General features: G+C 67.3%; 26 protein-coding genes and 1 riboswitch. Of the genes, 14 read left to right on the top strand and 12 right to left on the bottom strand.

Features of this window, described 5'->3' with window-relative positions; genetic code table 11:
- Positions 1-56 precede the first annotated feature (56 nt).
- The 4 genes from AC1DDA_RS14545 to AC1DDA_RS14530 all read right to left on the bottom strand — a co-directional run bounded on the left by AC1DDA_RS14545 (position 57) and on the right by AC1DDA_RS14530 (position 3,968).
- Complete coding sequence (locus tag AC1DDA_RS14545) at positions 57-1,088, bottom strand: ABC transporter substrate-binding protein (protein ID WP_476796270.1); 1,032 nt, start codon at positions 1,086-1,088, stop codon at positions 57-59.
- Between the two features lie 273 nt (positions 1,089-1,361).
- A riboswitch (cobalamin riboswitch) is annotated at positions 1,362-1,571 on the bottom strand.
- A gap of 34 nt (positions 1,572-1,605) precedes the next feature.
- A complete protein-coding gene (locus tag AC1DDA_RS14540; RefSeq protein WP_476796269.1) occupies positions 1,606-2,610 on the bottom strand; it encodes a 1-aminocyclopropane-1-carboxylate deaminase/D-cysteine desulfhydrase in 1,005 nt (334 codons plus the stop codon).
- A gap of 24 nt (positions 2,611-2,634) precedes the next feature.
- Positions 2,635-3,030 carry a (R)-mandelonitrile lyase gene (locus tag AC1DDA_RS14535; protein ID WP_441509488.1) on the bottom strand — a complete coding sequence of 132 codons (396 nt, stop codon included), beginning with the start codon at positions 3,028-3,030 and terminating at the stop codon, positions 2,635-2,637.
- 155 nt (positions 3,031-3,185) lie between these two features.
- A complete protein-coding gene (locus AC1DDA_RS14530; protein WP_476796268.1) occupies positions 3,186-3,968 on the bottom strand; it encodes an IclR family transcriptional regulator in 783 nt (260 codons plus the stop codon).
- 141 nt (positions 3,969-4,109) lie between these two features.
- On the opposite strand from AC1DDA_RS14530, the gene AC1DDA_RS14525 reads away from it, so the two are divergent.
- The 6 genes from AC1DDA_RS14525 to AC1DDA_RS14500 all read left to right on the top strand — a co-directional run bounded on the left by AC1DDA_RS14525 (position 4,110) and on the right by AC1DDA_RS14500 (position 9,125).
- Positions 4,110-4,772, top strand: coding sequence for an amino acid ABC transporter permease (locus tag AC1DDA_RS14525; RefSeq protein ID WP_476796267.1), 663 nt, complete (start codon positions 4,110-4,112; stop codon positions 4,770-4,772).
- On the top strand, positions 4,769-5,419 hold the full coding sequence (locus AC1DDA_RS14520; RefSeq protein ID WP_476796266.1) for an amino acid ABC transporter permease: 651 nt from the start codon (positions 4,769-4,771) through the stop codon (positions 5,417-5,419). Before AC1DDA_RS14525 ends, AC1DDA_RS14520 begins: the two co-directional genes overlap by 4 nt.
- Positions 5,406-6,137, top strand: coding sequence for an amino acid ABC transporter ATP-binding protein (locus tag AC1DDA_RS14515; protein WP_476796265.1), 732 nt, complete (start codon positions 5,406-5,408; stop codon positions 6,135-6,137). Before AC1DDA_RS14520 ends, AC1DDA_RS14515 begins: the two co-directional genes overlap by 14 nt.
- Before the next feature lie 41 nt (positions 6,138-6,178).
- Positions 6,179-6,961, top strand: a complete 783-nt coding sequence (locus AC1DDA_RS14510; protein WP_476796264.1) for a transporter substrate-binding domain-containing protein — start codon at positions 6,179-6,181, stop codon at positions 6,959-6,961.
- A gap of 182 nt (positions 6,962-7,143) precedes the next feature.
- Positions 7,144-8,181 carry a succinylglutamate desuccinylase/aspartoacylase family protein gene (locus tag AC1DDA_RS14505; protein WP_441509482.1) on the top strand — a complete coding sequence of 346 codons (1,038 nt, stop codon included), beginning with the start codon at positions 7,144-7,146 and terminating at the stop codon, positions 8,179-8,181.
- Positions 8,181-9,125, top strand: a complete 945-nt coding sequence (locus AC1DDA_RS14500; RefSeq protein WP_476796263.1) for a threonine ammonia-lyase — start codon at positions 8,181-8,183, stop codon at positions 9,123-9,125. Before AC1DDA_RS14505 ends, AC1DDA_RS14500 begins: the two co-directional genes overlap by 1 nt.
- Here AC1DDA_RS14500 and AC1DDA_RS14495 read toward each other — a convergent pair.
- The 5 genes from AC1DDA_RS14495 to AC1DDA_RS14475 all read right to left on the bottom strand — a co-directional run bounded on the left by AC1DDA_RS14495 (position 9,122) and on the right by AC1DDA_RS14475 (position 15,335).
- Positions 9,122-10,402 (bottom strand): four-carbon acid sugar kinase family protein, encoded by a 1,281-nt coding sequence (locus tag AC1DDA_RS14495; RefSeq protein ID WP_476796262.1) that lies wholly within the window; start codon positions 10,400-10,402, stop codon positions 9,122-9,124. The genes AC1DDA_RS14500 and AC1DDA_RS14495 overlap by 4 nt on opposite strands.
- A 6-nt stretch (positions 10,403-10,408) precedes the next feature.
- A complete protein-coding gene (locus tag AC1DDA_RS14490) occupies positions 10,409-11,683 on the bottom strand; it encodes a ribulose-bisphosphate carboxylase large subunit family protein (RefSeq protein WP_476796261.1) in 1,275 nt (424 codons plus the stop codon).
- A 124-nt stretch (positions 11,684-11,807) separates the two neighbouring features.
- Positions 11,808-12,362, bottom strand: a complete 555-nt coding sequence (locus AC1DDA_RS14485) for a VOC family protein (protein ID WP_476796260.1) — start codon at positions 12,360-12,362, stop codon at positions 11,808-11,810.
- A gap of 19 nt (positions 12,363-12,381) precedes the next feature.
- Positions 12,382-14,229 (bottom strand): TRAP transporter large permease, encoded by a 1,848-nt coding sequence (locus AC1DDA_RS14480; protein WP_476796536.1) that lies wholly within the window; start codon positions 14,227-14,229, stop codon positions 12,382-12,384.
- An 89-nt stretch (positions 14,230-14,318) separates the two neighbouring features.
- On the bottom strand, positions 14,319-15,335 hold the full coding sequence (locus tag AC1DDA_RS14475; protein WP_476796259.1) for a TRAP transporter substrate-binding protein: 1,017 nt from the start codon (positions 15,333-15,335) through the stop codon (positions 14,319-14,321).
- Positions 15,336-15,454: 119 nt separating this feature from the next.
- On the opposite strand from AC1DDA_RS14475, the gene AC1DDA_RS14470 reads away from it, so the two are divergent.
- Positions 15,455-16,513, top strand: a complete 1,059-nt coding sequence (locus AC1DDA_RS14470; protein ID WP_476796258.1) for a LacI family DNA-binding transcriptional regulator — start codon at positions 15,455-15,457, stop codon at positions 16,511-16,513.
- 50 nt (positions 16,514-16,563) lie between these two features.
- Complete coding sequence (locus AC1DDA_RS14465; RefSeq protein WP_476796257.1) at positions 16,564-17,031, top strand: MmcB family DNA repair protein; 468 nt, start codon at positions 16,564-16,566, stop codon at positions 17,029-17,031.
- Here the strand turns inward: AC1DDA_RS14465 and AC1DDA_RS14460 are convergent.
- A complete protein-coding gene (locus AC1DDA_RS14460; RefSeq protein WP_476796256.1) occupies positions 17,023-17,988 on the bottom strand; it encodes a LysR family transcriptional regulator in 966 nt (321 codons plus the stop codon). The two genes, AC1DDA_RS14465 and AC1DDA_RS14460, sit on opposite strands and share 9 nt — an antisense overlap.
- Positions 17,989-18,086: 98 nt before the next feature.
- Between AC1DDA_RS14460 and AC1DDA_RS14455 the strand changes: the two genes are divergently transcribed.
- Positions 18,087-19,265, top strand: coding sequence for an MFS transporter (locus AC1DDA_RS14455; RefSeq protein WP_476796255.1), 1,179 nt, complete (start codon positions 18,087-18,089; stop codon positions 19,263-19,265).
- 76 nt (positions 19,266-19,341) lie between these two features.
- Here AC1DDA_RS14455 and AC1DDA_RS14450 read toward each other — a convergent pair whose 3' ends face one another.
- Both AC1DDA_RS14450 and AC1DDA_RS14445 read right to left on the bottom strand, forming a co-directional pair.
- The gene (locus AC1DDA_RS14450) at positions 19,342-19,905 is read right to left on the bottom strand and encodes an ActR/PrrA/RegA family redox response regulator transcription factor (RefSeq protein WP_441509472.1); all 564 of its coding nucleotides are present in this window, start codon (positions 19,903-19,905) and stop codon (positions 19,342-19,344) included.
- 89 nt (positions 19,906-19,994) lie between these two features.
- Positions 19,995-21,347 carry an ActS/PrrB/RegB family redox-sensitive histidine kinase gene (locus AC1DDA_RS14445; protein ID WP_476796254.1) on the bottom strand — a complete coding sequence of 451 codons (1,353 nt, stop codon included), beginning with the start codon at positions 21,345-21,347 and terminating at the stop codon, positions 19,995-19,997.
- A 184-nt stretch (positions 21,348-21,531) separates the two neighbouring features.
- On the opposite strand from AC1DDA_RS14445, the gene AC1DDA_RS14440 reads away from it, so the two are divergent.
- The 5 genes from AC1DDA_RS14440 to AC1DDA_RS14420 all read left to right on the top strand — a co-directional run bounded on the left by AC1DDA_RS14440 (position 21,532) and on the right by AC1DDA_RS14420 (position 26,747).
- A complete protein-coding gene (locus AC1DDA_RS14440; RefSeq protein WP_476796535.1) occupies positions 21,532-22,833 on the top strand; it encodes a polyhydroxyalkanoate depolymerase in 1,302 nt (433 codons plus the stop codon).
- Between the two features lie 58 nt (positions 22,834-22,891).
- Positions 22,892-23,632: a M48 family metallopeptidase gene (locus AC1DDA_RS14435; RefSeq protein ID WP_476796253.1), complete on the top strand. Its 741-nt coding sequence runs from the start codon at positions 22,892-22,894 to the stop codon at positions 23,630-23,632.
- Positions 23,633-23,725: 93 nt separating this feature from the next.
- Positions 23,726-23,941: a hypothetical protein gene (locus AC1DDA_RS14430; RefSeq protein WP_441509469.1), complete on the top strand. Its 216-nt coding sequence runs from the start codon at positions 23,726-23,728 to the stop codon at positions 23,939-23,941.
- A 128-nt stretch (positions 23,942-24,069) separates the two neighbouring features.
- Positions 24,070-25,227 (top strand): amidohydrolase, encoded by a 1,158-nt coding sequence (locus AC1DDA_RS14425; RefSeq protein WP_476796252.1) that lies wholly within the window; start codon positions 24,070-24,072, stop codon positions 25,225-25,227.
- Positions 25,228-25,238: 11 nt separating this feature from the next.
- Positions 25,239-26,747, top strand: a complete 1,509-nt coding sequence (locus AC1DDA_RS14420; RefSeq protein WP_476796251.1) for a serine hydrolase domain-containing protein — start codon at positions 25,239-25,241, stop codon at positions 26,745-26,747.
- The last annotated feature ends 9 nt before the right edge of the window (positions 26,748-26,756 follow it).

The raw sequence follows: 26,756 nt of genomic DNA, 5'->3' as shown, positions 1-26,756 counted from the left end.
CGAGAGGAGCGCGATGCCGATCCGCGCCGGCCAGTTCGGGCCGTGGGCGGCGTGGCTCAAGGGGTGAGGCCGAAGCTGGCGATCGCCTTGGCGAGCGTCTCGATCCCATCGACCGTATCGAGCCCCGCGCGGGTCGCGCCCACGTCGATGATCACGACGCGGTTGTTCGTCACCGCGTCGAGCTTGCTGGCAACGGGGTCGGTCTTCAGGAATGCGAGCTTCTTCTCGATATCGTCGGCGGGGAAGCGGCGCCGGTCCATCTTCACGGTGACGATCACGGCCGGGTTGGCGGCGGCGATGCTCTCCCAGCCGACCAGCGGCCATTCCTCATTGGTGGTGATGATGTTGCGCGCCCCGAGCTTGGACAGGATATAGGCGGGCACGCCGTTCCTGCCGGCCATGAAGCCGTCGCCCTTGATGTCCTTGCTGGAGAACCAGACGACGACGGGGACGTCCTGCGCTTTCAGCTTCGCGACCTGCTCGACCGCACTGTCCTCGCGCGCCTTGAGCTCGGCGACGAGCGTCTCGGCCCGGTCGGAGACATCGAAGATCTGCCCGAACTCGCGGATGTTGCGATAGACCAGCTCCATCGAGAACATCTGCTTGCGCACGCCGTCGCCGGGGCCGGAATTATCCTTGCCGACGCAATCGGTCGGCGAGACATAGGTCGGCACCTTCACCTTGTGGAACTGGTCGCGCTTGCCGACGATGCCGTTCGGCCCGACATGCCATTCGAACATCGCGGTGACGAGATCGGGCTCCTGCCCGACCACCGCCTCGAAGCTCGGATCATTGTCGGCGAGGCGCTTCACCTTGGCGTTGATAGCCTCGTAGGGCTTGGCCACCGGCGAGAACCAGACGGCGGTGCCGACCACCCGGTCTCCGAGGCCGAGCGCGTAGAGAATCTCGGTCTGGGTCTGGCCGATCGCGACGACGCGCTTGGGCGCGGCGTTGAAGGTGATGGTCTCCCGGCAATTCTCCAGCGTCAGCGGATATTGCGTCGGCGCTGCGGCAACCGGCGCGGCGAACAGGACAAGGCCGGCTACGGCGGCGAAGAGGGCGGGCAGCAGCGAAAAGGCGGGACGCATGCGGGCAACCGGGCTGACGCGGGCACCGCGTCGGCGAAACCGGGAGGTTTCGGCGCGATGTTCACAAGATGTAACAATGTTGCATTTCTCATAGGTCGCACGACGTGGACGCGTCAAGCGTGTCGCGGCCTTTGTGGCGGCCCGGCCGAAGATCATGGACATGGAATTCATCGCTCTCCGAGATGAGGCGGGGGAGCTTCGATGGATACGGCCGGAAGGCGCAGCTCTGGAGCCGGCCGCCGACGCGCACCCCTCCGGAACACCCCGCCCGAAAGACGCCTTGCGATCGCGGCAGGTCTCCTGGCTCACGGGTCGACGCCTGATCCGCCCGGCCTTCCCGGCGCAGGGCGCCAGTGGACGATGGACGGAGGGCTCGCCGCTTACAGTTGCGGGGGCAGCCTCGGCATTGGCGCGGGAAGCGCCTCACCGAATTCCCTCTTAGCTCCGGGCGTGACCCGGAGAACCTCGATCGAGCGGCACCATAGAGCGGTGCCGAAGCCCGTCAAGCGATACGACGTTAGGTCAGCGTCCGGAACAGGCTGAATTGCGAGAAGAGCGCGGCGGTGCCGCCGGTATGGAGAATGCAAGCGGGCTCGCCGCTGGCAATCCCTCCATCGGCAAGCCGCTCGAGGAAGCAGGCGCAGGTCTTCGCGGTGTAGACATGTTCGATCAGGATGCCCTCGGTGCGCGCGAAGCTCAGGATGGCCGCTTCCGAGGCCGGAGTCGGGGCGCCCCAGCCGTCGCCGAGATAGCCCATGTGATAATGCAGGGGCGCGGCCTCCAGCGAGTCGACGTCGAGCCCCGTTCGCTCCCGCAGGCCCTCGTAGATCGCCCGGACACGCCCCGCCAGCTCCGTCAGCGCATACTCGACGCTGACGAGATGGATGCGGAAGGGGTGCCCCAGCAGGGCGTTGCCGAAGAGGAAGCCAGCCTCGGTCGGCCCCATCGAGCCGGCAAGAAAGACATGCTTGATCGGGGCTTCTTCACCTTGCGACTGCTCGTGAAGCTCGAAGGCGGCCCGGACATAACCCATCGCGCCCAGCACGGGATCGCCGACGATGTAGGGCGTCCGGCCCTGCCGGGCGAGTTCTGAGGCGGCCGCTGCAAGCGCCGCGTTGCGCTGGCTTTCATCGACAGGTCCGAGGAAGCGCAACTCCGCGCCGAAAAGCCGGTTGAGGAAGGAGGCCTGGCGGTTCTCCTGCGTGTCGGCCGCATTGTGCAGGACGAGGCAGTCGAGCCCGACGAGCGAGGCCGCCGCGGCCGTCAGACGGCAGAGATTGGAGCTGGCGCCGCCGCCGACCAGGAGGATATCGGCCTTCTGCCGCAGCGCGTCCCCCAGCCAGTATTCAAGGCTCCGCAGCTTGTTGCCGCCGAGCGCGATCGGCATCAGATCATCGCGCTTGGCGTAGATGCCGGGCCGCGCGAGCTTCTCCTCGAAACGGTGCAGCCGCTGAAGCGGCGTCGGAGTGTCGAGCAGAACGTGGCGGGCCTCGCGCAGGAGGCTGGAGAGCTCAGGCTTCATCGTTTCGCCCCACTATGCCGGCCATCAGCCGCCATACTGGTCGTCGGAGACCTGCTCCAGCCACTCCACGACCTTGCCGTTCTCGGCTTCCTGAACGGCGATATGGGTCATCCCGGTCGAAGGCGCCGCGCCGTGCCAGTGCTTTTCGCCGGGCGGGAACCAGACAACGTCGCCGGGCCGGATCTCCTCGATCGGACCGCCCCAGCGCTGCACCCGGCCGACCCCGCTGACGACGATCAGCGTCTGGCCGAGGGGATGCGTATGCCAGGCCGTCCGCGCCCCCGGCTCGAAGGTGACGCTCGCGCCCTGCACGCGCTCCGGCGCATGCGGATTGAACAGCGGGTCGATCCGGACCGATCCGGTGAACCAGTCGGCCGGTCCTTTTCCGGATGGGCGCGAGCCCGCGCGCATGATCTCCATGACGATCTCCTGATGGTTTGAACGGCGGCGACCGGGAATCGGTGCTGTCGGCAGCCACGCGAAGCCCATTGTTTCGGCAGGAGGGGATCACCCGAAGACTGCGACCGTCAAGGCCTCTCGCGCTGGTCGCAACGGCGTTCTCAATCGGGACTTTCTCAGAGCGAGAGCTGCGAACCCGCCTCCCGGCAGGAGGCCTTGAGCGCGAGCAGGATCGCCGCTTCATCGGTCGCGATGCCGTGCCGCTGCAGGCAGGGCACGAGGATCGCCGCCTCGGCATGGCCGCTCGGGCCGATCACCGGGCAGGCGATGTCGGTCACCGCCATGATGTCGCGGCTCGGCGCGACGCGATGTCCGGTGGCGCGGATTTCCGCGAGGATGCGATTGGTCTCGTCGCTCTCCAGCTTGTCGCGGTCGGCCTCGGAGGCCTCCTTCATCAATTGCCGGCGCCGGGTCTCGCTCTGGAAGGCGAGGATAAGCAGGCCCGAATTCGCATCGAGCGCCGGCCTTCCATAGCCCGGCCGCACGATGACGCTGGCGTCGAGATGGCCGGAGGTGGTCGCGAGCACCACGGTCTGCGCCCGGCTCAGCACGACGAGATGCGCGGCCTGCCCGCTATCCTCGCTGAAGCGCTCCATCAGCGGCAGCACGATCGAGGTGAGCTGGCGCCCGCCCGGCGTGCGGATGCCGAGGTCGAACAATCGGCGTGACAGGGCGAGGCGGTCGGTGCCGGCCTCGCGGGCGAGATAGCCGCGCTGCTGCAGCACGAAGACCATGCGGAAGATCTCGCTTTTCGAGCGGGCGAGGCGCTCGGCGATCTCGCGCGTCGAGAGCGGCTCGCCGACCTCGGCGAGGAGCTCGAGGATGTCGAGCCCCTTCTCCAGCGCGGGCGCCGCGTAGGAACTTTTGTCTCCGTTCTCGGAGTCGGGCAGGTCGCTCATATCTTCCTGTTTCATATATGAAGCTTGACATCAAATAAGAAACAAACCTAGCCTCCTCGTAAAGGGGAGGCGGATGGTGCGGTGGCCTGATCATATCGCGCGTTCGAACAACGCTGCGAGACAGCCGCAAGGCGGCCGGGCATGAAATATGGCCTGCAGTTCCGTGACGTTTTCGCGGCCTGGGAATCGATCCTCGACGGCGTCTGGGTCACGCTGCTGCTGTCCGCCGCGGCGATGATCGGCGGCCTCGTCATCGGCATCGCCTGCGCGGCGGCCCGCGTCTATGGCCCGGCCTGGCTGCGCCGGATCGTCGGCAGCTATGTCGAAATCATCCGCAATACGCCGCTGCTGGTGCAGCTCTTCCTGATCTTCTTCGGCCTGCCCAGCTTCGGCCTGAGGCTCGACGGTTTCACCGCCGCGATCATCGCGCTCGTCGTCAATCTCGGCGCCTATACCACCGAGATCGTCCGCGCCGGGCTCGAGGCCGTGCCCAAGGCGCAGGTCGAAGCCGGCCATTCGCTCGGTCTCTCCGGCCTGCAGGTTTTCCGCTATGTCGTGATGTTTCCGGCGCTGAAGGCGATGTTCCCGGCGCTCGCCAGCCAGTTCGTGCTGCTGATGCTTGCGACCAGCGTCGTCTCGCAGATCTCGGTCGAGGACCTCTTCCACGCGGCCTCGATCGTGCAGTCGCGCACCTTCCGCGACTTCGAGGTCTACACCGTCATCGGCGTGCTCTATCTCGGGCTCGCGATTGCCTTCCGCGGCCTGTTCGCGGGCATCTACTACTGGGCGTTCGTCAGGCGATGATCCGCGAATTCGGCCTCATCGATGTGATGTATCTGATCGCGGCGGCGCGCTGGACGCTGGCGCTCACCGTCACCGCCTTCATCGGCGCCTCGCTGATCGGCATCCTCATCGCCATCGCCCGCATCCTGCCCTTCGCGCCGCTGCGCTGGGTTTCGGCGGCCTATATCCACATCGTCCAGGGCACGCCGCTGCTGGTCTGGCTGTTCGTGATCTTCTTCGGCCTGCCGCTGATCGGCATCTCGGTCAATCCGTGGATTGCCGCCGCGACCGCCTTCTCGGTCTATGGCAGCGCCTTCCTGGGCGAGATCTGGCGCGGCGCACTGGTCTCGATCGCGAAGACGCAGTGGGAGGCCGGTGCCTCGCTCGGGCTCTCGCTATGGGAGCAGCTGCGCCACATCATCGTGCCGCAATCGATCCGGGTCGCGATCCCGCCGACGGTCGGCTTCCTCGTCCAGCTGATCAAGAATACCTCGCTCGCCGCAGTGATCGGCTTTGTCGAGATCACCCGCGAGGGGCAGCTCACGGCGGCCGGCACCTACAAGCCCTTCGCCGTCTACATCACTGTCGCCGCGATCTATTTCGCAATGTGCTTCCCCCTCACGCAATGGAGCCGCTCGATCGAGCGGAAGCTCGATGTCGCTCGTTGAAATCCATGGGATCAACAAGAGTTACGGTGCCGTCCAGGTGCTGAAGGATGTGACGCTCGACGTCGCCAAGGGCGAGATCATCGCCGTGATCGGCCGCTCCGGCTCGGGCAAGAGCACGATGCTCCGTTGCATCAATGGGCTGGAGCCGGTGCAGGCCGGCGTGATCCGTGTCGACGGCATGCAGGTCAACGATCCCAAGACCAATCTGCGCAAGCTGCGGCAGGAGGTCGGCATCGTCTTCCAGAGCTTCAACCTGTTCCCGCATCTCTCGGTTTGCGACAACATCACGCTCGCCCCGCGCGTCGTGAAGAAGCAGGCGCCGCAGGCCGCCCGCGAGGTGGCGCGCGAGGTGCTCGCCCGCGTCGGGCTGGAGGACAAGCTCGACGCCTATCCCGCGCAGCTCTCCGGGGGCCAGCAGCAGCGCGTCGCCATCGCCCGTTCGCTCGCCATGCGGCCGAAGCTGATGCTGTTCGACGAGGTCACCTCCGCCCTCGATCCCGAACTGACCGGTGAAGTCCTCAAGGTGCTCGAATCCGTCGCGCAGGAAGGCATGACCATGATCCTGGTGACGCATGAAATGGGTTTTGCCCGCCGCTTCGGCTCGCGCGTCGTCTTCATGCATGAGGGGCGCATCCACGAGCAGGGCCCGGCCGCTGCCGTTCTGGCCGAGCCGAAGACGCCGGAGCTTCAGACCTTCCTCAGCGCTGTCCTGCACTGAGGCGGAAGCACAAACCGACATCAACGAGGGGAGAAAAGACGATGCGTTCATTGTTCGCAGGTTTAGCCGCCCTGGCGGTCGCAGCCTTCGGTGCGGCGGAGGCCAAGGCCGACAAGCTTCAGGACATCCTGGCCAAGGGCGTGGTGCGCATCGGCGTGCCGCTCGACGCGCCGCCTTTCGGCGCCCAGGATGCCGACCGCAAGCCGATCGGCTTCGACATCGAGATGGCCGAAATGGTCGCCAAGGGTCTCGGCGTGAAGCTGGAGATGCAGCAGATCACCGGCGCCAACCGCATCCCCTTCCTGATGACCGACAAGGTCGACATCGTCATCTCGGTGATGGGCCTGACCCCTGAGCGCGCCCGGCAGATCCAATTCACGGCGCCCTACGCCAATACCTTCCTGGCGGTCTACGGCGCCAAGAATTCGACGGTGAGCAGCCCGGAGACGATCGGCTCCGCGCGTGTCGCCGCCGCCAAGGGCACGACGCAGGAGCTCGCCATCTCGGCCACGGCCCCCAAGGCCAGCCTGATGCGGACCGAGGACGACGCGACGGCAGCGGCGGCCTACATCACCGGCCAGGCCGATCTGCTCGCAACCAACTCGATCGTGGCGCAGGCGCTCGCCAAGCAGAACCCGAACAAGGAGTTCGAGCGCAAATTCGTCATCCGCCGCAGCCCGGCCCATATGGGCGTGCAGATGGACCAACATAATCTCGTGCGCTGGCTCGACGGCTTCATCTTCTTCAATTCGATGAACGGCGAGCTCGACCGGCTGCACCGCAAATATCTGGACATGCCAATGGACCCGCTGCCGACGCTCTAATCGGGCCGATATCCGTCATTCTCAGGCGAAGCGTAGCGCAGACCCGAGAATCTCCGGACCAGAAGGCGCTGGTCGGAACCTCATTTGGCCAGAGATGCCCGGGTCAAGCCCGAGCATGACGGCTTATCTCGAACCTCCCCTCCTCGGGGAGGGCTCCCAAGCCACGTCCCATCGAGCCCGCCATGACCAGCTCCCGCCCCAAGCCGAACCCGCGCCCCTCCAGCGCCTTCCTCACCGTCGATCTCGACCGGGAGGGCAAGCAGACCGGCTTCCTGATGATCCCGCACTCGCCGCATGACGATGCCTGGGGCGCGACGCGCGTGCCGATCGCCGTGATCAAGAACGGCGCCGGCCCGACCGTGATCATGGAGGGCGGAAACCATGGCGACGAATACGAGGGCCCGATCACGATCTGCGATCTGATCCGCGATCTCGATCCCGGCCGCGTCCAGGGCCGCCTCATCCTGATGCCGGCGAACAATGTCCATGCCGTCATGGCCGGTCAACGCACCTCGCCGGTCGACGGGCTGAACTTCAACCGCACCTTCCCGGGCGATCCGCGCGGCACCATCACCCAGCAGATCTCGGCCTTCGTCAGCGACCATATCCTGCCGATCGGCGACGCCTTCCTCGACCTGCATTCGGGCGGCTCCTCGCTCGACATCATCCCGAGCGCCATCGTCGAGCCGACTGATGACCCGGCGCTGCACAAGCGCAACGTCGCCGCCGTGCAGGCCTTCGACGCACCGATGACCGTCGTCATCAGCAATCTCGGCGAGCCCCGTACGGCGACCGCCGCCGCCTGCCGGGCCGGGCTCGTCACGGTCGGCACGGAGATGGCCGGCGCCGGCACGGTCTCGCTCGAAGCGCTTTCGGTCTGCCGGCGCGGCGTCGCCAATGTGCTCGACCATCTCGGCGTCGTCGTCAGGGAGAAGCCTGAGCCGAAGCGCGGCGACGGCCAGATCCTCGAACTGCCCGGCATCTCCGCTTACGTCTATGCGACGGCGGACGGCATCTTCGAGCCCTTCCACGCCAATGGCACCAAGGTCAGCGCCGGCGAACCGGCCGGCCGCATCCACTGCACCTGGGACCCGGCGCGCCCGCCCGAGACGCTGCACTACGCCGCCGACGGCATCCTTTATGGCCGTCGCCAACCCGGCCGCGTGAAGCCGGGCAATTGCTGCCTGATCGTCGCGGCGCCCTATCGCGGAACCCTGTGATGATCGCGCTCGACGAGATCCGCGCCGCCCGTGAGCGCATCGCGCCCCACATCCGGAAAACCCCGATGCTGCCCTATGCGAAGACGCGCGGCGGCGATTTCGGCGGCGACGTCATGCTGAAGCTCGAATTGCTGCAGGCCGCCGGCTCCTTCAAGGCGCGCGGCGCGATGAACCGGCTCCTGACCCTGTCGCAGGATGAATTGGCGCGCGGCGTCGTTACGGCCTCGGGCGGCAATCACGGCCTCGCCATCGCGCGCTCGGCCCATGTGCTCGGCGTGCCCGCGACGATCTTCCTGCCGTCCAATGCCGCGCCGGACAAGATCGCCAAGCTGCGCGACTGGGGCGCCGACGTCCATATCGTCGGCGCGATCTGGGACGACGCCAATGCCGCCGCGCTCGCCCATTCCGCCAAGACCGGCGCGACCTATGCCCATCCTTTCAGCGATCCGGTCGTGGTCGCCGGGCAGGGCACGCTCGGCCTCGATATCCTCGACGACATGCCGGACGTCGACGTCATCCTCGTCGCCATCGGCGGCGGCGGCTTGATCACCGGCCTCTCGACTGCTGTGAAGGCTTTGCGCCCGCAGACGCGGATCATCGGCATCGAGCCTGTGGGCTCCCCGACTTTGCATGCCTGCCTCGCTGCCGGGCGCTTGGTCGCGCTCGACCGGCTGGAGACCCGCGTCGCCACCATGTCCTGCCGCCAGACCGACCAGGCGATCTACGAGGCGGTGGCTCGCAATGTCGACGAGATTGTGCTGATCACCGATGCCGAGATGGAACAGGCGGCGAAGTCGCTCTGGTTCGAGTTCGGCATCGCCGCGGATCTGTCGGGCGCGGCGGCGCTGGCGGCACTCCAGTCGAGACGTTTAGAGCTGTCCGGCGGCGAGAAGGTCTGCGCGCTGGTCTGCGGTGCCGGCACCGATGGCTGCCTGCCGGGTTAGGCGCGTGCTTCGTCGTTGAAGAAGCCGGGCGGGCCCATCTGCCCGCCTTTCAGCACGATATCGAGCCCGTCGAGGCGGGAAACGTCGGAATGGGCGCGGCAGAGCGGGGCGCCGGGCACACACGGTCCGCGATAGGACAGGCCCCAGAGCGGCAGGGCGCGGATCGCCATGGTCGAGGTGTCGCCACCTGCGATGACGAGCCGGCTAAGGCGCGCCTCGGCGATGATCGCGGCAAGCAGCCGCCCGGTCGCGCCCGCCACTTCAGCTGCTGACGCCGGCGCGCTCGCCGGCTGCTCGGTCACCAGCATCACGCCACCTTGGGCAAGCTCGGAAAGGGTCGCTGCCCGCAGATGGGCGGCATAGGCTTCGTCCGAGAGCAGCCGTTCCGGCCGAACAGGAAGCATCGCATAGCCCCTGGCCGCTTCGACCTGAGCGCGGGTCACCGGCGACAGACTGCCGACGAGGGCAAGCAAAGGCCCGCCACCGCGCTGATGGGTCTCGTCGGCCGGCGCGGCGGAGACCTCCCTTGGATGTCCGGCCGCGAAGGCGCGTGCAACCGAGCTGGCGCCCACGGCCAGCATCGGCCCATTCTCCAGCGAAGTCGCAAGCAATCCGCCGATCGCCCCGAGGTCGGCTTCGGCGGCGACATCGAAGAGAACGGCCGCGTTTCCGTTGGAGAGAGCATCGGCCTGTGCGACCGAGTGGCCCGCATAGGCACGGAAGTCGACGAGCCCGACATCGTCGAGGCCTTGCGCGGCAAGATGCCGGCGCAGATCGGCCTCCGCCATCGGCGTCACCGGGTGGCGGCTCATCGTCGGGTGCCGGTCGATGCGGTGGATCGTGCCGTCGCCGCCAGCCGCGAACAGGTTTCCGAACAGGCAGAAGCGCCCGAGATTGGGTTGACCGCCGAGGATCGGCACGAGCGGGTTCGGAAAGAAGGGTCTCAGCGCCGCAACCGCCGCGCCGATGCTGCCGATATGGGGCGCGCTGTCGAAGGTGGAGCAGCATTTGTAGTGCATCAGCCCGACGCCGCGTTCGGCGAAGAAGCGCCCGATCTCGGCAAGCTCGGCTGTGATCGCCTCCGGCGCCATGGCCCGGCTCGCCCCGGCGATGCCGATCGCGTCGAGCGGACCGGCGGCGTCGAGCTGTGCGGCGCTCGGCTGGCTTAGGAAAAGCAGGGCCCGAAATCCGCCTTCGGCCAACGTTGCCAGCGTATCGGTCGAGCCGGTGAAATCGTCGCCATACCAGCCATAGAGAGGCGTGCGCTTCGCGGTCACGGCGCGCTAACCCGCCTTGCCGCCGAAGGTGTCGAGTGCCTGCTGCAGCTCGGGATGCGCGCGGGCTGCCTCGGCGATTGGCATGCCGGCGGCGACCGCCGCCCAGGCCTGCCGGATGCTGGCGACGCCGGCCTTCGGCCCGCCGGGATGGGCGAGGATGCCGCCGCCGGCCATGAACAGCAGGTCGTCATGGCCGATCGCGTCCCAGGTCGGTTGCGCGGTGCCGGCCCATTGCCCGGAGGAGAAGGCGGGCATCACCCGGTCGTCGGCTCCTTCCGTCAACGGCGTCACGCAATCCCTGGCGGAGGTCACGACCTCCTCGTCCTCCTGCGCGAATTTCCCCTTCAGGCCATGGACATGCATATGATCGACGCCGGCCAGCCGCCACAGCACCTGATAGGCCTGGAAGCCGATGCCGAGCAGCGGGTGGCGCGAGAAGGCGCCATAGCCATTGCGGTGGCCGTGCAGGGCAAGATCGGTCGAGCGGCGCAGGCTCTCGATCGCGGAGAAACCGCACCAATTCAGGCTCGCCATCACGCAGGAGCCGCCTTCGCGCGCGACGAGATCGGCATGGCGGCGCATCGCGTCGGTCTCGTCGGTGATGTTGAAGGCGACCATGACATGCTTGCCGGTCCGGTCCTGATGCCGGCGCACGGCCGCCATCACCGCCGGAATGCGCTCGGCCAGCGGCGCATGCACCGGGTCGGCCGAGATCTCGTCATCCTTGATGAAGTCGAGCCCGGCCTCGCAGAGGTTGGCGACGAGCTCGGCGGCCTGCGCAGCGCTCAAACCCACATTCGGCTTGATGATCGAGCCGACGAGCGGCCCTTTTGCCACGCCGGTCAGGCGGCGCGTGCCGGCAATGCCTTGCGCCGGCAGCGGGAAGCGTTGGCGGTAGGACCAGGGCAGGGCGATGCTTTCGAGCCGCAGGCCCGTGACCTCGCCGAGATCGTAGAGATTGCCGGCGACGACGGCGGCCAGCGTCGCGAGATTGGCGCCGACATTGTCGACCGGGAAGGAGATCGTGACCCGTGCCCGCCGCCACGGCCCGCCGACGCCTTTCCGGGTGAGCCACGCATTCGGCAGGCTGGGTTCCGTGGCAGGTTCCAGCTCTTCGATCCGCGTGACCACAGCGCGCGCCCGCTCGCGTAGTTCGTCGGTCTCGCCCGCGACGCGGGCGAAGGTGCCGCAGGATTGCTCGCCCGCCATCACCTCCGCGACCTCAGCCGGGTCGAGCGGGGTTTCGATCAGGTAGGTCGCTTCGAAGCGGCTCTCGGTCATCGCACGCATCCAGGCCGTTCATAAGGCGTCATTCTCGCGCTTGACCCGAGAATCTCAGGACCAGAGGGCGCTGGTCCGGAGATGGTCGGGTCAAGCCCGACCATGACGTGGCGCTTTCGCGATCTCAGGCCGCCGCCGCAGCGAGCTTGCTCAGGTCCGGGAAGGGCCGGACGGGGTCCTTGCCGTCCCAGGTCTCCGAGGCCTCGCGGATCAGCCGGAACATCTCGCCCTTGGGTCCGGCGACCTCCGAGAGCTCGATCACCGTGCCCGGATGGTAATGCGTGTCGAAATAGACGAAGCGGCCGCGTTCGCCGACCTCGCCTGACATCACCGGCTTGAAACCCTCGGCAAGGAGGCGCTCCATGTCGGCGTCGTAGTCCGAGGTCCAGTAGGCGACGTGCTGCAGGCCGGTCAGCCCCGCATCGGTGAAGTCCTTGTACATGGACGGCACGGCGTTGCGGCACTGGATCAGCTCGATCTGGAGCGGGCCGGAATTGGCCAATGCCACCGAGTTGTGCGGCTCGTAGGCCTCGCCCTTGTAGCGGTAGTTCCTGATCGGAACCTTCGGATTGTAGAAGAACGGCCCGACGCCCAGCACGCGGCTCCAATAGTCCATCGCCGCCTCGATATCCGGGACGACATAGCCGGCCTGACGGATCTGGCCAAAGAAGCGGCTCATGGGCGTTGCTTTCTGAGTATCAGGTTCTGAGGAAGCCGATGGAGATCCACGGCACGGCAGCGACGACGACGAGGCCGATGAGCAGGGCGAGGATGTAGCCCCAGATGTATTTCAGGCCTTCGTCGGGATTGATCTTGCTGATCGCGCAGGCGCCGTAATAGCCGACGCCGAAGGGCGGGGCGAAAAGCCCGATGCCCATCGCGAAGATCACGACCATCGAATAGTGCACCTCATGCACGCCGACCTGCTTGGCGATCGGGAAGACCAGCGGCCCGAACAGCACGATCGCGGGGATGCCCTCGAGCACGCTGCCGAGGATGGTGAATGCGATGATCGAGATGGCGAGGAAGCCCCAGCTTCCGCCCGGCACGGCCGCCATCATCTGGGCGAGGTCGCGCGAGAAGCCTGATTGCGTCAGGCCCCAGGCCATCGCGGTGGCGCAGCCGATGATGAAGATGATCGCGCCGGTCAGCGAGGCGGTTTCAACCAGCATCCGCGGCAGGCGGCGCCAGTCGAACTGGCGATAGAGCAGGATGCCGGCCAGCACCGCATAGGCGATGCCGATGGTCGAGACTTCCGTTGCTGTCGCCACGCCCTCGACCACCGCGGCGCGGATGACGAAGGGGAGGGCGATGGCCGGGGCCGCGATCAGGGCAAGCTTGGCGATCTCGCGCTTGGAGAAGCGGGTGACGTTGCTGAGGTCCTCGCCGCGGCAGCGCCACCACACCACGAAGCAGAGCGCCGCGCCCAGCACCACGGCGGGCAGCATGCCGCCGGTGAACAGCGCCGCGATCGAGACGCCGGTCACCGAGCCGATGGTGATCAGCACGATCGAGGGCGGGATCGTCTCGGTCTGCGCGCCCGTCGCCGAAAGCAGGGCAACGAGGTCACCGGGCTCGGCGCCGCGCTTCTTCATCTCGGGGAAGAGAACCGGCGCGATCGCCGCCATGTCGGCGATCTTCGAGCCGGAAATGCCGGAGACCAGATACATCGCGCCGACCAGCACATAGGACAGGCCGCCCCGGACATGGCCGAGCAGGCTCGCCAGGAACTGGATCATGGCGCGCGCCATGCCGGTCATCTCGATCAGCGCGCCAAGGAAGATGAAGAGCGGCACGGCGAGCAGGATGAGATGGCTCATGCCTTCGTCGAGCCGGCCGACCATGACCAGCATCGGCGTTGACGTCGTACAGGCGAGGTAACCGAAGGTGGCGAGCGCAAAGGAAAAGGCGATCGGCACGCCGGAGAAGACGTTGAGTGCGACGACGCCGACGAAGAAGACGATGAGGTTGAGCTTGCCGAGTGGCTTCAGTATCGGCCCGATGAGCCAGAACAGCAGCACGAGCAGCGCCGTCAGCCCGATCGCCATGAGCACCGGCTTCAGCGAGCCGAAGCGCAGCAGCCGGCAACCCGCCGCGATCAGCATCAGCCCGACGCCGACCGGAATCGCCGCTGCCCGCCAGGCATTGGTGATCTCCAGCGCCGGGGTGACGATGAAGCTCTCCTCCTGCGCATACTCGATCGCATGCGGGATGATCAGCAGCAGGAAGGCGATGGAGGCGGTGATCGCGACCGCCTCCAGCAGCGCCCGCGTCTGCGGCGAGACGCGGCTGACGAGGCCGGTCATCCGCATATGCTCGCCGCGCCGCAGCGCCACGACGGCGCCGAGCATCGACAGCCACAGGAACAGGATCGAGGCGAGCTCGTCCGACCAGACGAGCGGTGCGTGGAAAACGTAGCGGGCCGCCACGCCCGCCCCGAGGATGATGATCTCGACCAGCACCAGCACCGCCGCCGCTGTCTCGACCAACCCGCCCAGCACGCGGTCGAGATGGCCTGCGAAGCGGCCGATCCCGGTCGTGGGCATGGCGGCAGCGGGAAGGGTCGCGCTGTGAACATCCATCGGGGCGTTTCCTGTTTTATGCGTTGGGTGCCTTATAGGCCCGCCCGCATTCCTCAGGCCAGCTTGCCGACGGCGCCTTCGAGCAGGCTCCAGGCCTCCGCTCCGAAGCGCTCCTGCCACTCCTTGTAGAAGCCGGAATCGCGCAGCTTGGCGCGGAAGGATTCGGGGTCGGTCTTGTTGAAGGCGAGGCCCTTCGATTGCAGGTCCGCCTGCACGGTTTCGTTGAGTTTCTTGATGTCGCCGCGCTGGGCGACGCCGGCATCGTTGATCGCATTGGCGACGATCGTCTGGATGTCGGGGGGCAGGCCGCGCCAGGCGCGTCCGTTGGCGATGAACCAGAAACCGTCCCAGATATGGTTGGAGACGGCGCAGCTCTTCTGCACCTCGTAGAGCTTGGCGACCTGGATGATCGGCAGCGGGTTCTCCTGCGCGTCGACGACCCTGGTCTGCAACGCCGAATAGACTTCCGAGAACTGCAGGCTCGCCGGGGCGGCGTCGAGCGCCTTGAACATCGAGATCGAGAGCGGGCTCACCGGCACGCGGATCTTCAGGCCGGCCATTTCCTTGGCTGATTCGATCGCCTTGCCCGAGGTGGTCATCTGGCGGAAGCCGTTGTCCCACATCTTCTCGAAGGCATAGAGGTTTACCTTGGAGATGGCGTCACGGACATGGGCGCCGAGCTTGCCGTCCATCGCCTTCCAGACCTGATCGTAGTCGGCGAAGGCGAAGCCGACCGCGTTGATCGCCGCGACCGGCACCAGCGTCGCGATGACGAGCGCGGACGGCGTGAAGAAGGTGATGCCGCCATTGCGCACCTGGCTCAGCATGTCGGTGTCGCCGCCGAGCTGGTTGTTCGGGAAGATCTTGATCTCGACGCGCCCATTCGTCTCCTTCGCCACGCGCTCGGCGGCTTCCTGGGCGCGGACGTTGAGCGGGTGGCTGAGCGGCAGGTTGTTGCCGTATTTGAGCTCGATCTCGGCGGCGCGCGCGATGTGCGGCATGCCGATGAGCGAGGCGGCGGGGGCGGCGGCCAGCGTGCGCAGCATCGTGCGGCGCGTGAAGTTCGTCATGGTGGTCCTCCCGATATCGCTGATGCGATTTGATTTGTTTGAGGTCTTCTTGCCTCAAGAGTAGAAAGCAGGAATGATGGTCGTCAAACTCAATTATTGATGGTTTTTGATGCTGCTCCATGAGTGATTCGAAGGCTGCGGACGGGCTGCAACGCCGCCGGATGGCGCGCATCGCCGATGTGGCGGCGCTGTCGGGCGCCTCGACCGCGACGGTCGACCGGGTGCTCAACCAGCGCCCCGGCGTACGTGCCGTGACCGTGCAGCGCGTCCTGAAGGCGGCGAGCGAGCTCGGTTACGTCCTCGATTCCAGCTTGCCGGCGCAGGCCCTGACGCCGATGCGGCTCGCCTTTCTCCTGCCGGCCGGCAGCAATCGCTTCCTGGCCATGCTCGGGCGCCATATCGCGGCGGCGCAGGACCAGCTCGCCTCGTTCAATATGCGCGCCCGCGTCGAGTTCATCGAGAGCTTCAAACCCGAACTGCTGGCCCAGCAGCTCCGGCAGATCGGGCGCGATGTCGATGGCATAGCCTTCATGGCGCTGGAGCACCCCGCCGTGCGCGAGGCGGTCAACACGCTGGCCGAGCGCGGCGTGCCCACGGTGACGCTGATCTCCGACGTCGCCAATTCGCGCCGCGCCGCCTATGTCGGGCTCGACAATCGTTCGACCGGCCGCACGGCCGGTTATCTCGTCGCCCGCTTCATCGGCAGGCGCCCGGCCAAGGTCGCGATGATCGCCGGAAGCCTGAGCTATCGCGCCCATGAGGAGCGAGAGATGGGCTTCCTCCATCTCTTCGAGGAGATGTTTCCCCAAATCGAGGTGGTCGGGCTGCGCGAAGGGCTGGACGATGAAGGGCGCAATTATCGCCAGGCCAAGGCCCTGCTGGGCAAGCACCCGGATCTTGCCGGCATCTACAACATCGGCGGCGGGCCGGAGGGCATTGCCCGCGCGCTCAAGGAGGTCGGGCGCCAGCAGGAGATCGTCTTCGTCGGCCATGGCTTGACGCCCGAGACTCGCGTGCTCCTGCTCGACGGCACGATGGACGCCGTCATCACCCAGCATCCGCATGCGGCGCTGATGAGCTGCATCGCGATCTTCGCCAATCTGCGGGCGGGGCGACCTGCCCTGGAGGGGACGGCGGCCCCGAGCATCGAGATCATCCTGCGCGAGAACCTGCCCTAGACCGGCGGTCGAGGCTTGCAAATTCGGAAACAAAGAGGGAACATAACCGGATGTCCCTTCAGGATTCCGTTCTCAACCCATCGCCCGCCCGGCCCGACATCACGCGCATGGTCTGCCGCGGCGCCGCCCGCCATCTGCGCGAGCGCGGCTATGCCATCGTCAAGGAGATGACCTTCGCCAATGGCCGGCGCGGCGACATCGTCGCCCTGTCGCCGTCGGGCGAGCTCTGGGTCGTCGAGGTCAAGTCCGGCATTGCCGACTACCGCGTCGATGGCAAATGGCCGGATTATCGCGATTATTGCGACGGCTTCCTCTTCGCGGTCGCGCCGGAGTTCCCGCGCGAGGTCCTGCCCGACGATGTCGGCCTGATCGTCGCCGATGCCTATGGCGGCGAGCTGCTGCGCGAGCCGCCGCGCCATCCCTTGAGCCCGGCACGCCGCAAGATGCTGACCATCGCGCTGGCGCGGCTGGCCTCGGGCCGGCTCGCATTGATCGAGGACCCGGTGGGCTCAGATTGAGACGGGCTCCCGCCCTGCTTGGGCCTTTGTCGGCTCCAGTGGCTTGGCGAAACGGCGCAGGTCGATTTCGGCGACCAGGAAATCGATGAAGGCACGTACCCGGGCGGGCAGACGCCCGCCAGGGCCGACATAGACGGCGTTGATCTCCTCGACATCGCCGGGGTTGAACTCCTGCAGCACGGGCACGAGGGCGCCTGAGTCGATGTCGGCGGCGACGTGGAATAGCGCCAGCCTGGTGAGGCCCTGGCCCGCGACGGCCAGGCGCCGGGCGCTCTCGCCATCACCGATCAGCACTTTGCCATGCATCGGCAGGTAGACCCGTTCGCCGTCGATTCTGAACGGCCATTCGTCGCGGAGGCGCGCGAAGTTGAAGGTGATCAGGTCGTGCGCGGCGAGGTCGGCAGGCGACGACGGCGCCGAATGCCGTGCCAGATACGACGGGGCGCCGACGATGACCGTCGGGCTCTCGCCGAGCTTGCGCGCGATCAGTTGCGACGGGCGCATAGGCCCGACGCGGATCGCGACGTCGGCGCGTTCATCCACCAGGTCGATGACCTGATCGGTGATGGTGATGTCGAGCTGCACGCCGGGATGGGCCGCCATGAAGCGCGGTGCCAGCGGCAGCAGGAAATGCCAGCCGACCGCGACATTGGCGTTGACGCGCAGCCGGCCGCGCGGGATCTGGCAGGCTGCGACCGCCCGCTCCGCCTCGTCGAGTTCGGCGAGTACGCGCAGCGTCCGCTCATGAAATGTCGTGCCTTCCTCGGTCAGCATGAATTTGCGGGTCGAGCGTACGATCAGCCGGACGCCGAGCCGCGCCTCCAGCCGCGCGACGAGCTTGCTGACCGCCGAGGGAGTCATTCTGAGCGCACGCGCCGCCGGCGAGAAGCCGCCGAGCTCGACGACGCGGGCGAAGACTTCCATTTCGCCGGAACGGTTGATCTCGGAGCGCGGCATCGTGAATTCAACTCACAATTGCTGATCTTTGCTGTAGTCTAATTCACAAGCCTTCGCGGCGCTATCTCCGGGCCCGAACAAGTTCCCGGAGGCATCCCATGCCCGTTGCCCTTTATGCCCTTACCGTCGGTGCCTTCGGCATCGGCGTCACCGAATTCGTGATCATGGGCCTGCTGCTGCAGGTCTCCGGCGATCTCGGCGTCAGCGTGCCGCTCGCGGGCCTGCTGATGACCGGCTATGCGCTCGGCGTCTTCGTCGGCGCACCCGTCCTGACGATTGCGACCCGCTCCCTGCCACGCAAGACGACGCTGTTGGTGCTGATGGCGATCTTCACTCTCGGCAACCTCGCCGCCGCACTGGCGCCGAGCTTCGCCTGGCTGATGTCGGCCCGCATCGTCACCGCGCTGGCCCACGGCACCTTCTTCGGCGTCGGCTCGCTCGTCGCGACGAGTCTCGTCGCGCCGGAACGCAAGGCTTCGGCCATCGCCCTGATGTTCACCGGGCTCACACTTGCGACCCTGCTCGGCGTGCCCTTCGGCTCCTGGCTCGGCCTCGCCTTCGGCTGGCGTTCGACCTTCTGGGCCGTGAGCGCGATCGGCCTTGTCGCCTTGGTCGTCCTTGCCGCGCTCGTCCCTGCGGACCGCGAGCGCATCATCCCCGGCTCGCTTGCCGAGGAGTTCAAGGTTCTGACGCGGCCGCAGGTCCAGCTCGGCCTGGTCATGACGGTGCTCGGCTTCGGCGGCATCTTCGCGGTCTTCACCTTCATCCAGCCGATCCTCGTCGAGCTCGCCGGTTACAGCGAGGGGGCGGTCTCGCCTATCCTGCTCGTCTTCGGCGCCGGGCTCGTCATCGGCAACCTGCTCGGCGGGCGCTGGGCCGACCGGGCTCTGGCACCGGCCCTGATCGGAACCATCGCGCTGCTGACCGCGGTGATGTTCGCCTCGACCTTCGGGTTCCACAGCCGGATCGGAGCCGTCATCGCGGCCTTCGCCCTGGGCGCAGCCGCCTTCGCCACTGTAGCCCCGCTGCAGATGTGGGTGCTGCAGCAGGCCGGTGGCGCCGGGCAGGGGCTGGCATCGAGCCTGAACATCGCCGCCTTCAACCTCGGCAATGCCTTCGGCGCCTGGCTTGGCGGCGCGGTCATCACGCAGGGACTGGGCTATGGCGCCATCGCGCCGATCGCGGCTGTGGTTCCACTGGTCGCGCTCGGCCTCGCCGTCTTCGCGGTGGCGCTCGACCGGCGCGCGGCCCGCATCGTTCCCGCCTGCGCGACCTGAGCCAGGGAAAACTCACGAACAAGCGAAAGCCCGCCGGACATGCCATCCGGCGGGCTTTCTTCTGTAGGTCGTCGAATCAGCGTGGAGCGCGCTTGGCCAGGATGCGCTGCAGCGTGCGCCGGTGCATGCCGAGGCGGCGCGCCGTCTCCGAGACATTACGGCTGCACAGCTCGTAGACGCGTTGGATATGCTCCCAGCGCACGCGATCCGCCGACATCGGGTTTTCCGGCGGCTGGGGCCGGGCGTCGCGCGCGGCGGCAAGTGCGGCATGGATCTCGTCGGCATCGGCCGGCTTGGCGAGGAAGTCGAAGGCGCCGAGTTTCACGGCGCTGACAGCGGTGGCGATGTTGCCATAGCCGGTCAGCACCACCCCGCGGGCTCCCGGCCGGCGCTCCTTGAGCCGGGCGATCACGTCGAGCCCATTGCCGTCACCGAGACGCAGATCGATCACCGCGAAGGCGGGTGCGGCCTGCTCGACCGCCGCGATTCCGGCGGCGACGCTGTCGGCCGTGCGAACGATATAGCCGCGGCCTTCCATGGCGCGGGCGAGGCGGGTGAGGAATGGTTTGTCGTCATCGACCAGCAGCAACGACATGTCCGTGTTTTCGGGCCTGTCGGTCTCGCTCGGCGCGTCCTGCATTTTGATCTCCTGACCGCTTGTCCATGCGCGCTGCGGTGGCGCGAAGTGAGGTTTCGAAACGCCGGCCGCACGCCCGTTCGGGCTTGCGGTCAGCTAAGCTCATGTAATGCCGATGCTTCCGGCTTGGTACCCCCCATGGCGGGCAGGTCCGCTTCAAAAATGTCGCGGGGCCAGACGATGCGGATCGAGGCGCCGCTCGAAGGGGCAGGGCGATTCGAGAACTCCAGCGTCGCGCCGCCGCGTTCGAGCAGCGTCTTGGCGATGAAGAGGCCGAGCCCGAGCCCGCCGCCGGCACGGTTCTCTGCCGAGCCCCGCGACAGATAAGGCTCGCCCGCCCGCATCAGCACATCCGGCGGGAAGCCCGGGCCGTCGTCGGCGATCGTCAGCACGACGCGGCTTTGCGTCCATTCGGCCGTGATCGCGACGGTGGAGCGTGCGAAATCGACCGCATTGTCGACGATGTTGCCGAGTCCGTAGATCATGCCGGGGTTGCGCCGGCAGACCGGTTCCGGCTTGTCGCCGGTCATGCTGATCTCGAAGGGCACGCCGAAGGGCCGCTGCGGCCCGGCCGCTTCCTCGATCAGCAGCCGGAGGGTCAGCTGGTCCAGCGGGCCGGCATCGTCGTCCTGCAGGCTGGAGAGCTTGCCGAGAATGCCGCGGCAACGCTCGACCTGCTCGCGCAGTAGTGCAATGTCTTCGGCCATCTCGCCATCCGGCGGGGCGAGGCGGGTGAGTTCGCGGGCAACCAGCGCGATGGTGCCGAGCGGGGTGCCGAGCTCATGGGCTGCTGCTGCGGCGAGCCCGTCGAGCTGGGACAGGTGCTGCTCGCGCGCCAGCACGAGCTCGGTCGCAGCGAGCGCGTCGGAGAGGTCGCGCGCCTCCTTGGCGACTCGCCAAGCATAGATGCCGGTGAAGGCGAGGCCGAGCACGAGCGCGACCCAGTTGCCGAGTTGATAGAAGGGCGGCAGCACAGGCCGATCCTCGCCCGCCCAGGGCAGCGGGAGGTGGAAGCGGCTGAGCAGGGTCGCCAGGACGATCGCCAGCAGGCCGAGCAGCAGGGTGCGTTCCGGCGGCAGCGCCGTCGCCGAGATCATCACCGGCGCGAGGAACAGGATTGCGAACGGGTTCTGCAGCCCGCCGGTCATGAAGAGCAGGGCCGCAAGCTGGGCGATGTCGAAGCCGAGCAGCGCGGTCGCCGAGCCATCCTGCAGCCGATGGCTGAGCGGAAAGCGGACCCGCAGCGCGATATTGAGCCCGGCCGAAACGGCGATGATCGTGAAGCACCAGCCGAAGGGCAGGGGGAAACCGAGGCCGAAATGCACGCCGGCGACGGCCGCGCTTTGGCCGGCGATGGCGAGCCAGCGCAGCCTGACCAGCGTGTCGAGCCGCAGATGGCGGCCCGTGCGGGCGAGAAGAGGTGTCGAGAGGTCCGAGGCGCTCACCGCTGATCGGCCTTCTGCGCGGCTCCCGCCGCGAGCGGGAATGACGGTTTCATCCACATGGCAGGAGAATCTTAGCCTTTAGCTGGGTTGAATGAGAACAAAATCAACGTAAGCTGCGTTATTGCGGCGCATCATTCCTTGCTGCGTCGCCAGAAGGACACGCGATCGCATGTACGGGGACACAATGTCGTTTGCCTATCATGCCTACGAAGCGGTTCACATGATGGTGAGCCCGGTGCGCGGGGTCTCCGACGCCATGCACCTCGCCTTCAAGAACCCGGCCAATCCGCTGACCTATACGCCTTTCGGGCGTACGGTCGCGGCCTCCTGCGAATTGTTCGAGCGCGCCACGCGTCGCTATGGCAAGCCGGCCTTCGGTCTCGACGAGACGACGATCAACGGCGTCAAGGTCTCGGTCGAGGAGCGGGTCGTCTGGGAACGCCCCTTCGGCAAGCTCGTCTATTTCGACCGGAAGATCGCGGGCCGGCGCAAGCCGCAGCCGAAGGTGCTGATGGTGGCGCCGATGTCGGGCCATTACGCCACGCTGCTCCGCGGCACGGTCGAGGCCTTCCTGCCCGGCCATGAGGTGTACATCACCGACTGGACCGACGCGCGTCTGGTGCCGCTGACGGAGGGCCGCTTCGATCTCGACGATTATATCGATTACGTCATCGCCATGCTGCAGACGCTGGGGCCGGACACCCATGTCATGGCGATCTGCCAGCCTTCCGTGCCGGTCATTGCCGCGATCGCCCGCATGGAGGCCGAGAGCGATCCCTGCGCTCCGCGCTCGATGACGCTGATGGGCGGGCCGATCGATACCCGTTGCTCGCCGACCGCCGTGAACCAGCTCGCGATGGAGCGCGGCACGGACTGGTTCCGCCGCAACTGCATCACCGTCGTTCCCTTCCCGCATATGGGAGCGTTCCGGCAGGTCTATCCGGGCTTCATGCAGCTCTCGGGCTTCATGGCGATGAACATGGACCGCCACGTCACCGCCCATTACGACATGTTCAAGCATCTTGTCGGCGGGGACGGCGATTCGGCCGAGAAGCACCGCGAGTTCTACGACGAATACCTCGCCGTGATGGACCTGACGGCGGAGTTCTACCTCCAGACCGTCGACACCGTCTTCGTCAAGCACGCCTTGCCCAAGGGCGAGATGATGCATCGCGACAAGCCTGTCGACCTCAAGGCTATCCGCCGCGTCGCGCTGATGACGGTCGAGGGCGAGAACGACGACATCTCCGGCGTCGGACAGACCCAGGCGGCGCATGATCTCTGCGCCAACATCCCCGCCGAGAAGCGCGTCCATTATCTCCAGCCGAAGGTTGGTCATTACGGCGTTTTCAATGGCTCGCGCTTCCGCTCCGAGATCCAGCCCCGCATCTCCGATTTCATGGTCAGCCTCGACATGGAGGCGGCCAAGAGCCGTCGCAGCGAGAGCGCGGACGAGCAGCGCAAGGCTCTGAAGGTCGTCGGCTGACGGGGCGCAGCAGCCCCGCTCTTTCCCATCGCTCGCGAATCCCGCACAATCGTAGGCGATGCGCATCTCCCTGTTCAGGCGCCAGCCGGACCCCGACCGGATTGAGGTCGGGCATGCCGGCACGCTTTATCCCGTATCGATCAAGCGGCGCGCCAATGCGCGGCGGATGACGCTGCGCGTCTCGCAAGCGACCGGAGAGATCACCCTGACCCTGCCCGAACGGGTCGACTTCGCTGCGGGGCGTACCTTTGCCGAGAATCATGGCGGCTGGATCGCCGCGCGTGTCGCGAAGCGCCCGTTGGCGGTGCCGTTCGAGCCGGGGCAGGTTGTGCCGTTGCGCGGCGTGCCCCATCGGATCGTCCACTGGTCGAAGGCCCGCGGGCTGACGCAGGCGACGCAGGACAAGGACGGCGCCCCCATCATCGCGGTCGCGGGCGAGGCGGCCCATGTCGCGCGCCGGGTCAAGGATTTCCTCAGGCGGCTCGCGCTCGAGGATCTGGAGAAGGCGGTGCGGCGCCACACTGCTGCGCTCGGCATCCCCGCCCGCAAGATCACCATCCGCGACACCACGAGCCGCTGGGGCTCGTGCTCCTCGCAGGGACATCTGAACTTCTCCTGGCGGCTGATTCTCGCGCCGGCCTCGGTGCTCGACTATCTCGCAGCCCATGAGGTGGCGCATCTCAAGGAGATGAACCACTCGCATCGTTTCTGGGCGCTGACCCACAAGCTCTGCCCGCATACCGAGGAGGCGGAGGCCTGGCTGAAGCGCCACGGCGCGAGCCTGCACGGCTATGGTTGACGCGGTCTCTCTGCCGCAATTTTGCCGTTAACCACTTTCTGAAGCTTGGGCCCGCACACTGAACGCCGATTCGCCTTCAGTGTGAGTATGCCTATGGGTCAGGTCATCGCGTTCCGTCGCCCGCAACAGCCACCAGCCGCGCCCGAGCCCGTGCTCGGTCTGCTTTCGGCTGTCGATTTTGCGCTCCGCGATCTCGCGGAAATCATGCCGCACATCGCGCTCGACGCCGCCCGCGCGCAGGCCGAGGCTTGTCGCGCCATGCTGGCGCAGGCCTTCGACGCAGAGGTCGAGGCCGAGCTCGGCAATTGATTCTGGCCGGCATCGCGCTCGCGCATGCCGCCCCCGGCGACGACGCGGGTTGCCGAAGCGGATGAATTGTCGAACCTCTGCGGGAAAGAGCCGGCACACGCGCCGGCCACAGCCCGGGAGGCTCATCCGTGTTCCTGACCAACAGCGATATGGTCGATCTCGTCGATCTCAGGCATCGGCTGCATCGCAGGCCCGAGATCTCGGGCGAGGAACGCGAGACCGCTGCCACCATCGTCGCGTTTCTGGAGCCGACCCGGCCCGACCGCATTGTCACCGAACTCGGCGGCCACGGCGTCGCCGCGATCTATGAGGGCGCCGAGCCCGGCCCGACCGTGCTGATCCGCGCCGAGCTCGATGCGCTGCCGATCGAGGAGCTCTCGACCAGCGACCACCGCTCCGAAATTCCCGGCAAGGGCCATCTCTGCGGCCATGACGGTCACATGACCATCCTCGCCGGGCTGGCACGCGGGCTTCACCGCAATCCGCCCAAGCGCGGCCGCGCCATCCTGCTGTTCCAGCCGGCGGAAGAGACCGGAGCCGGCGCTGCCGCCGTGATCGCCGACCCGAAATTCCCCGAGATCGCGCCGGACTACGCTTTCTCCCTGCATAATCGCCCGGGTGTCCCGGTCGGCCATGCCCGCATCTCGGAAGGCGCCGCCAACTGCGCCTCGCGCGGCCTCAGGATCGTGCTCAACGGCGAGACTTCGCATGCCTCGACACCGGAGCACGGCCGCTCGCCGGCTCCCGCCATCGCCCGCCTCATCCCCGAGCTGACGGCGCTCGGCCCGGGCGGCGAACTCGACGCGAATTTCACGCTCGTCACCGTGACGCATGCCGGGATCGGCGAGCCGGCCTTCGGCATCGCGCCCGGCCGTGGCGAGCTTTGGGTGACGCTTCGCACCGTCAACGACGCGCAGATGGGCGCGCTCTGCGAAAAGGCCGAGGCGCTGGTGCGCGAGGTCGCAGCCGCCGGCAGCCTCGACGCCGAGATGAGCTATCACGACATCTTCCACCACTGCGAGAATGAGCCCGAGGCGGTCGCGATGCTGCGCCGGGCGATGGACGAGGAGAAGGTGCCGCACGGCCCGACCAAGCCGTCCCGCGGTTCGGAGGATTTCGGCCTGTTCGGCCGCAAGGCCAAGTCGGCGATGTTCCTGCTCGGCTCGGGCGATACCGCCCATCTGCACAACCCCGATTACGACTTCCCGGACGATGCGATCGACACCGGAGCGCGCGTCTTCATGCGGGCGCTGCGCAATCTGGTCGGCGAAGCCCCGCGAGCCTGAGGACAAGCCGGATGGCTTTGGACTGGATGCGCGCCGCTGCGTGCGCGAACGAAATTGTCGCTAGCTGGCAGCGCGAGGCCGGTCCCGGCGGCGCCGTCGTGCTGTTCGATCGCGACGGCGTGCGCGAGGCCTTTGCCGGCGGTCTCGCCAGCATCGACTATCAGCTGCCCTTCACGCCGCAGACGCCGAACCGCTTCGCCTCGATCAGCAAGCATGTGCTGGCGGTCGCGCTGCTGCGTGCGGGTGTGCCGTTCGATGCCCCGCTCGGTCACTGGCTGACCGAATTGTCGGCGCCGCTCGCAGAAGTAGAGCTCGGCCGCGCCCTCGACATGACCGCCGGCCTGCCGGACATGATGGAGGCCTTCTGGCAGCAGGGCGTGCCCTTCACGGCGACGCTGAGCGCCGACGAGGTCTTCGCGCTCGCCTGCCGCTTCCCGTCGCTGAGTGCCGAGCCCGGCACGGAGATGGCCTATTCCAACACCGGCTGGCGGCTCGGACAGCGCATTCTGGAGCGGGTCACGGGCAGGCCCTACGCTGACATCGTCGCGGAGCTGTCGGGCGAACTCGGCCTCGCCTTCCGGCTGCCCTATGACAGCGCGGAGATCGTGCCGGGCCTGGCCACGGGCTATTGGCGTGATGGTGAAAGCTGGCGGCGCGGCCATTACGGCTTCCATTTCTCGGCTTCCGGCGGCATCGCCGGCTCCGCTGCCGATCTTGCCGGCTGGGCCTCCGGCTTGCTGGCGGGGCGCGGACCGCTCGCCGGCACGCTCGAACGTCTGACGATACCGCGCCATTTCGCGGATGGCAGCGAGAGCGTTTACCGGTTCGGGCTCGTTTGCAGCCGCCTCGGCGAGACCGAGATCGTCGGCCATGGCGGCTCGCTCACAGGCTATCGCAACCACTTTCTGATGGCGCCGGCCCACGGTGCCGGCGTCGTCGTGCTGACCAATCGCGAGGAAGAAGCGCTCTGGCCGGCCATGACGGTGCTGGCGGCGCTGCTCGGGCAGGAACTGCCCGTGCCGGCCGACGCGCCCGCCGGCCTCTTCGCCGCCGAAGAAGGTCCGTTCTGGGCGGAACTCACGCCGGATTCGATCAGCTTCATGGGCGGCTATGAGCGCCTCGTGAGGGACGGCACAGGCGGGCTGCGCAGCCTGCCGGCTTATCTCGATATCCGTCTCCGGCAGGAGGGGGCTGACCGCCTGTCCGGCTCAATCGGCGGCGTGCAGCGTTCGCTGCGGCGCGTCCCCGCCGATGCGGCACTCGATGCCCGGCTCGTGGGCCACTGGCGCGATCCGCATTTCGGCACCGAGATCGAGGTGCGCGCCGACGGCACCGCGCTGATGCCCTGGCCCTCGGGCGGCATAGTCTCGCGACTGACGCCGCTGCCGAACGGCCGCGCGCTGGCCGATCTGCTGCACGGCCCCTGGCGCTCGCGGCCCTGCCTCTGGCTCGATGGCGCCGGCGGCTTGCAGGTCGCCGGGCACAGGGCAAGGATTTTGCAACTGAAACGCGTCGGCTGACACCGCTCC

This window comes from Allobosea sp. 10N428, from assembly GCF_056394545.1.
The sequence above is the reverse complement of the archived record's forward strand: the minus strand, read 5'-3'. Positions and strand labels throughout refer to the sequence as shown.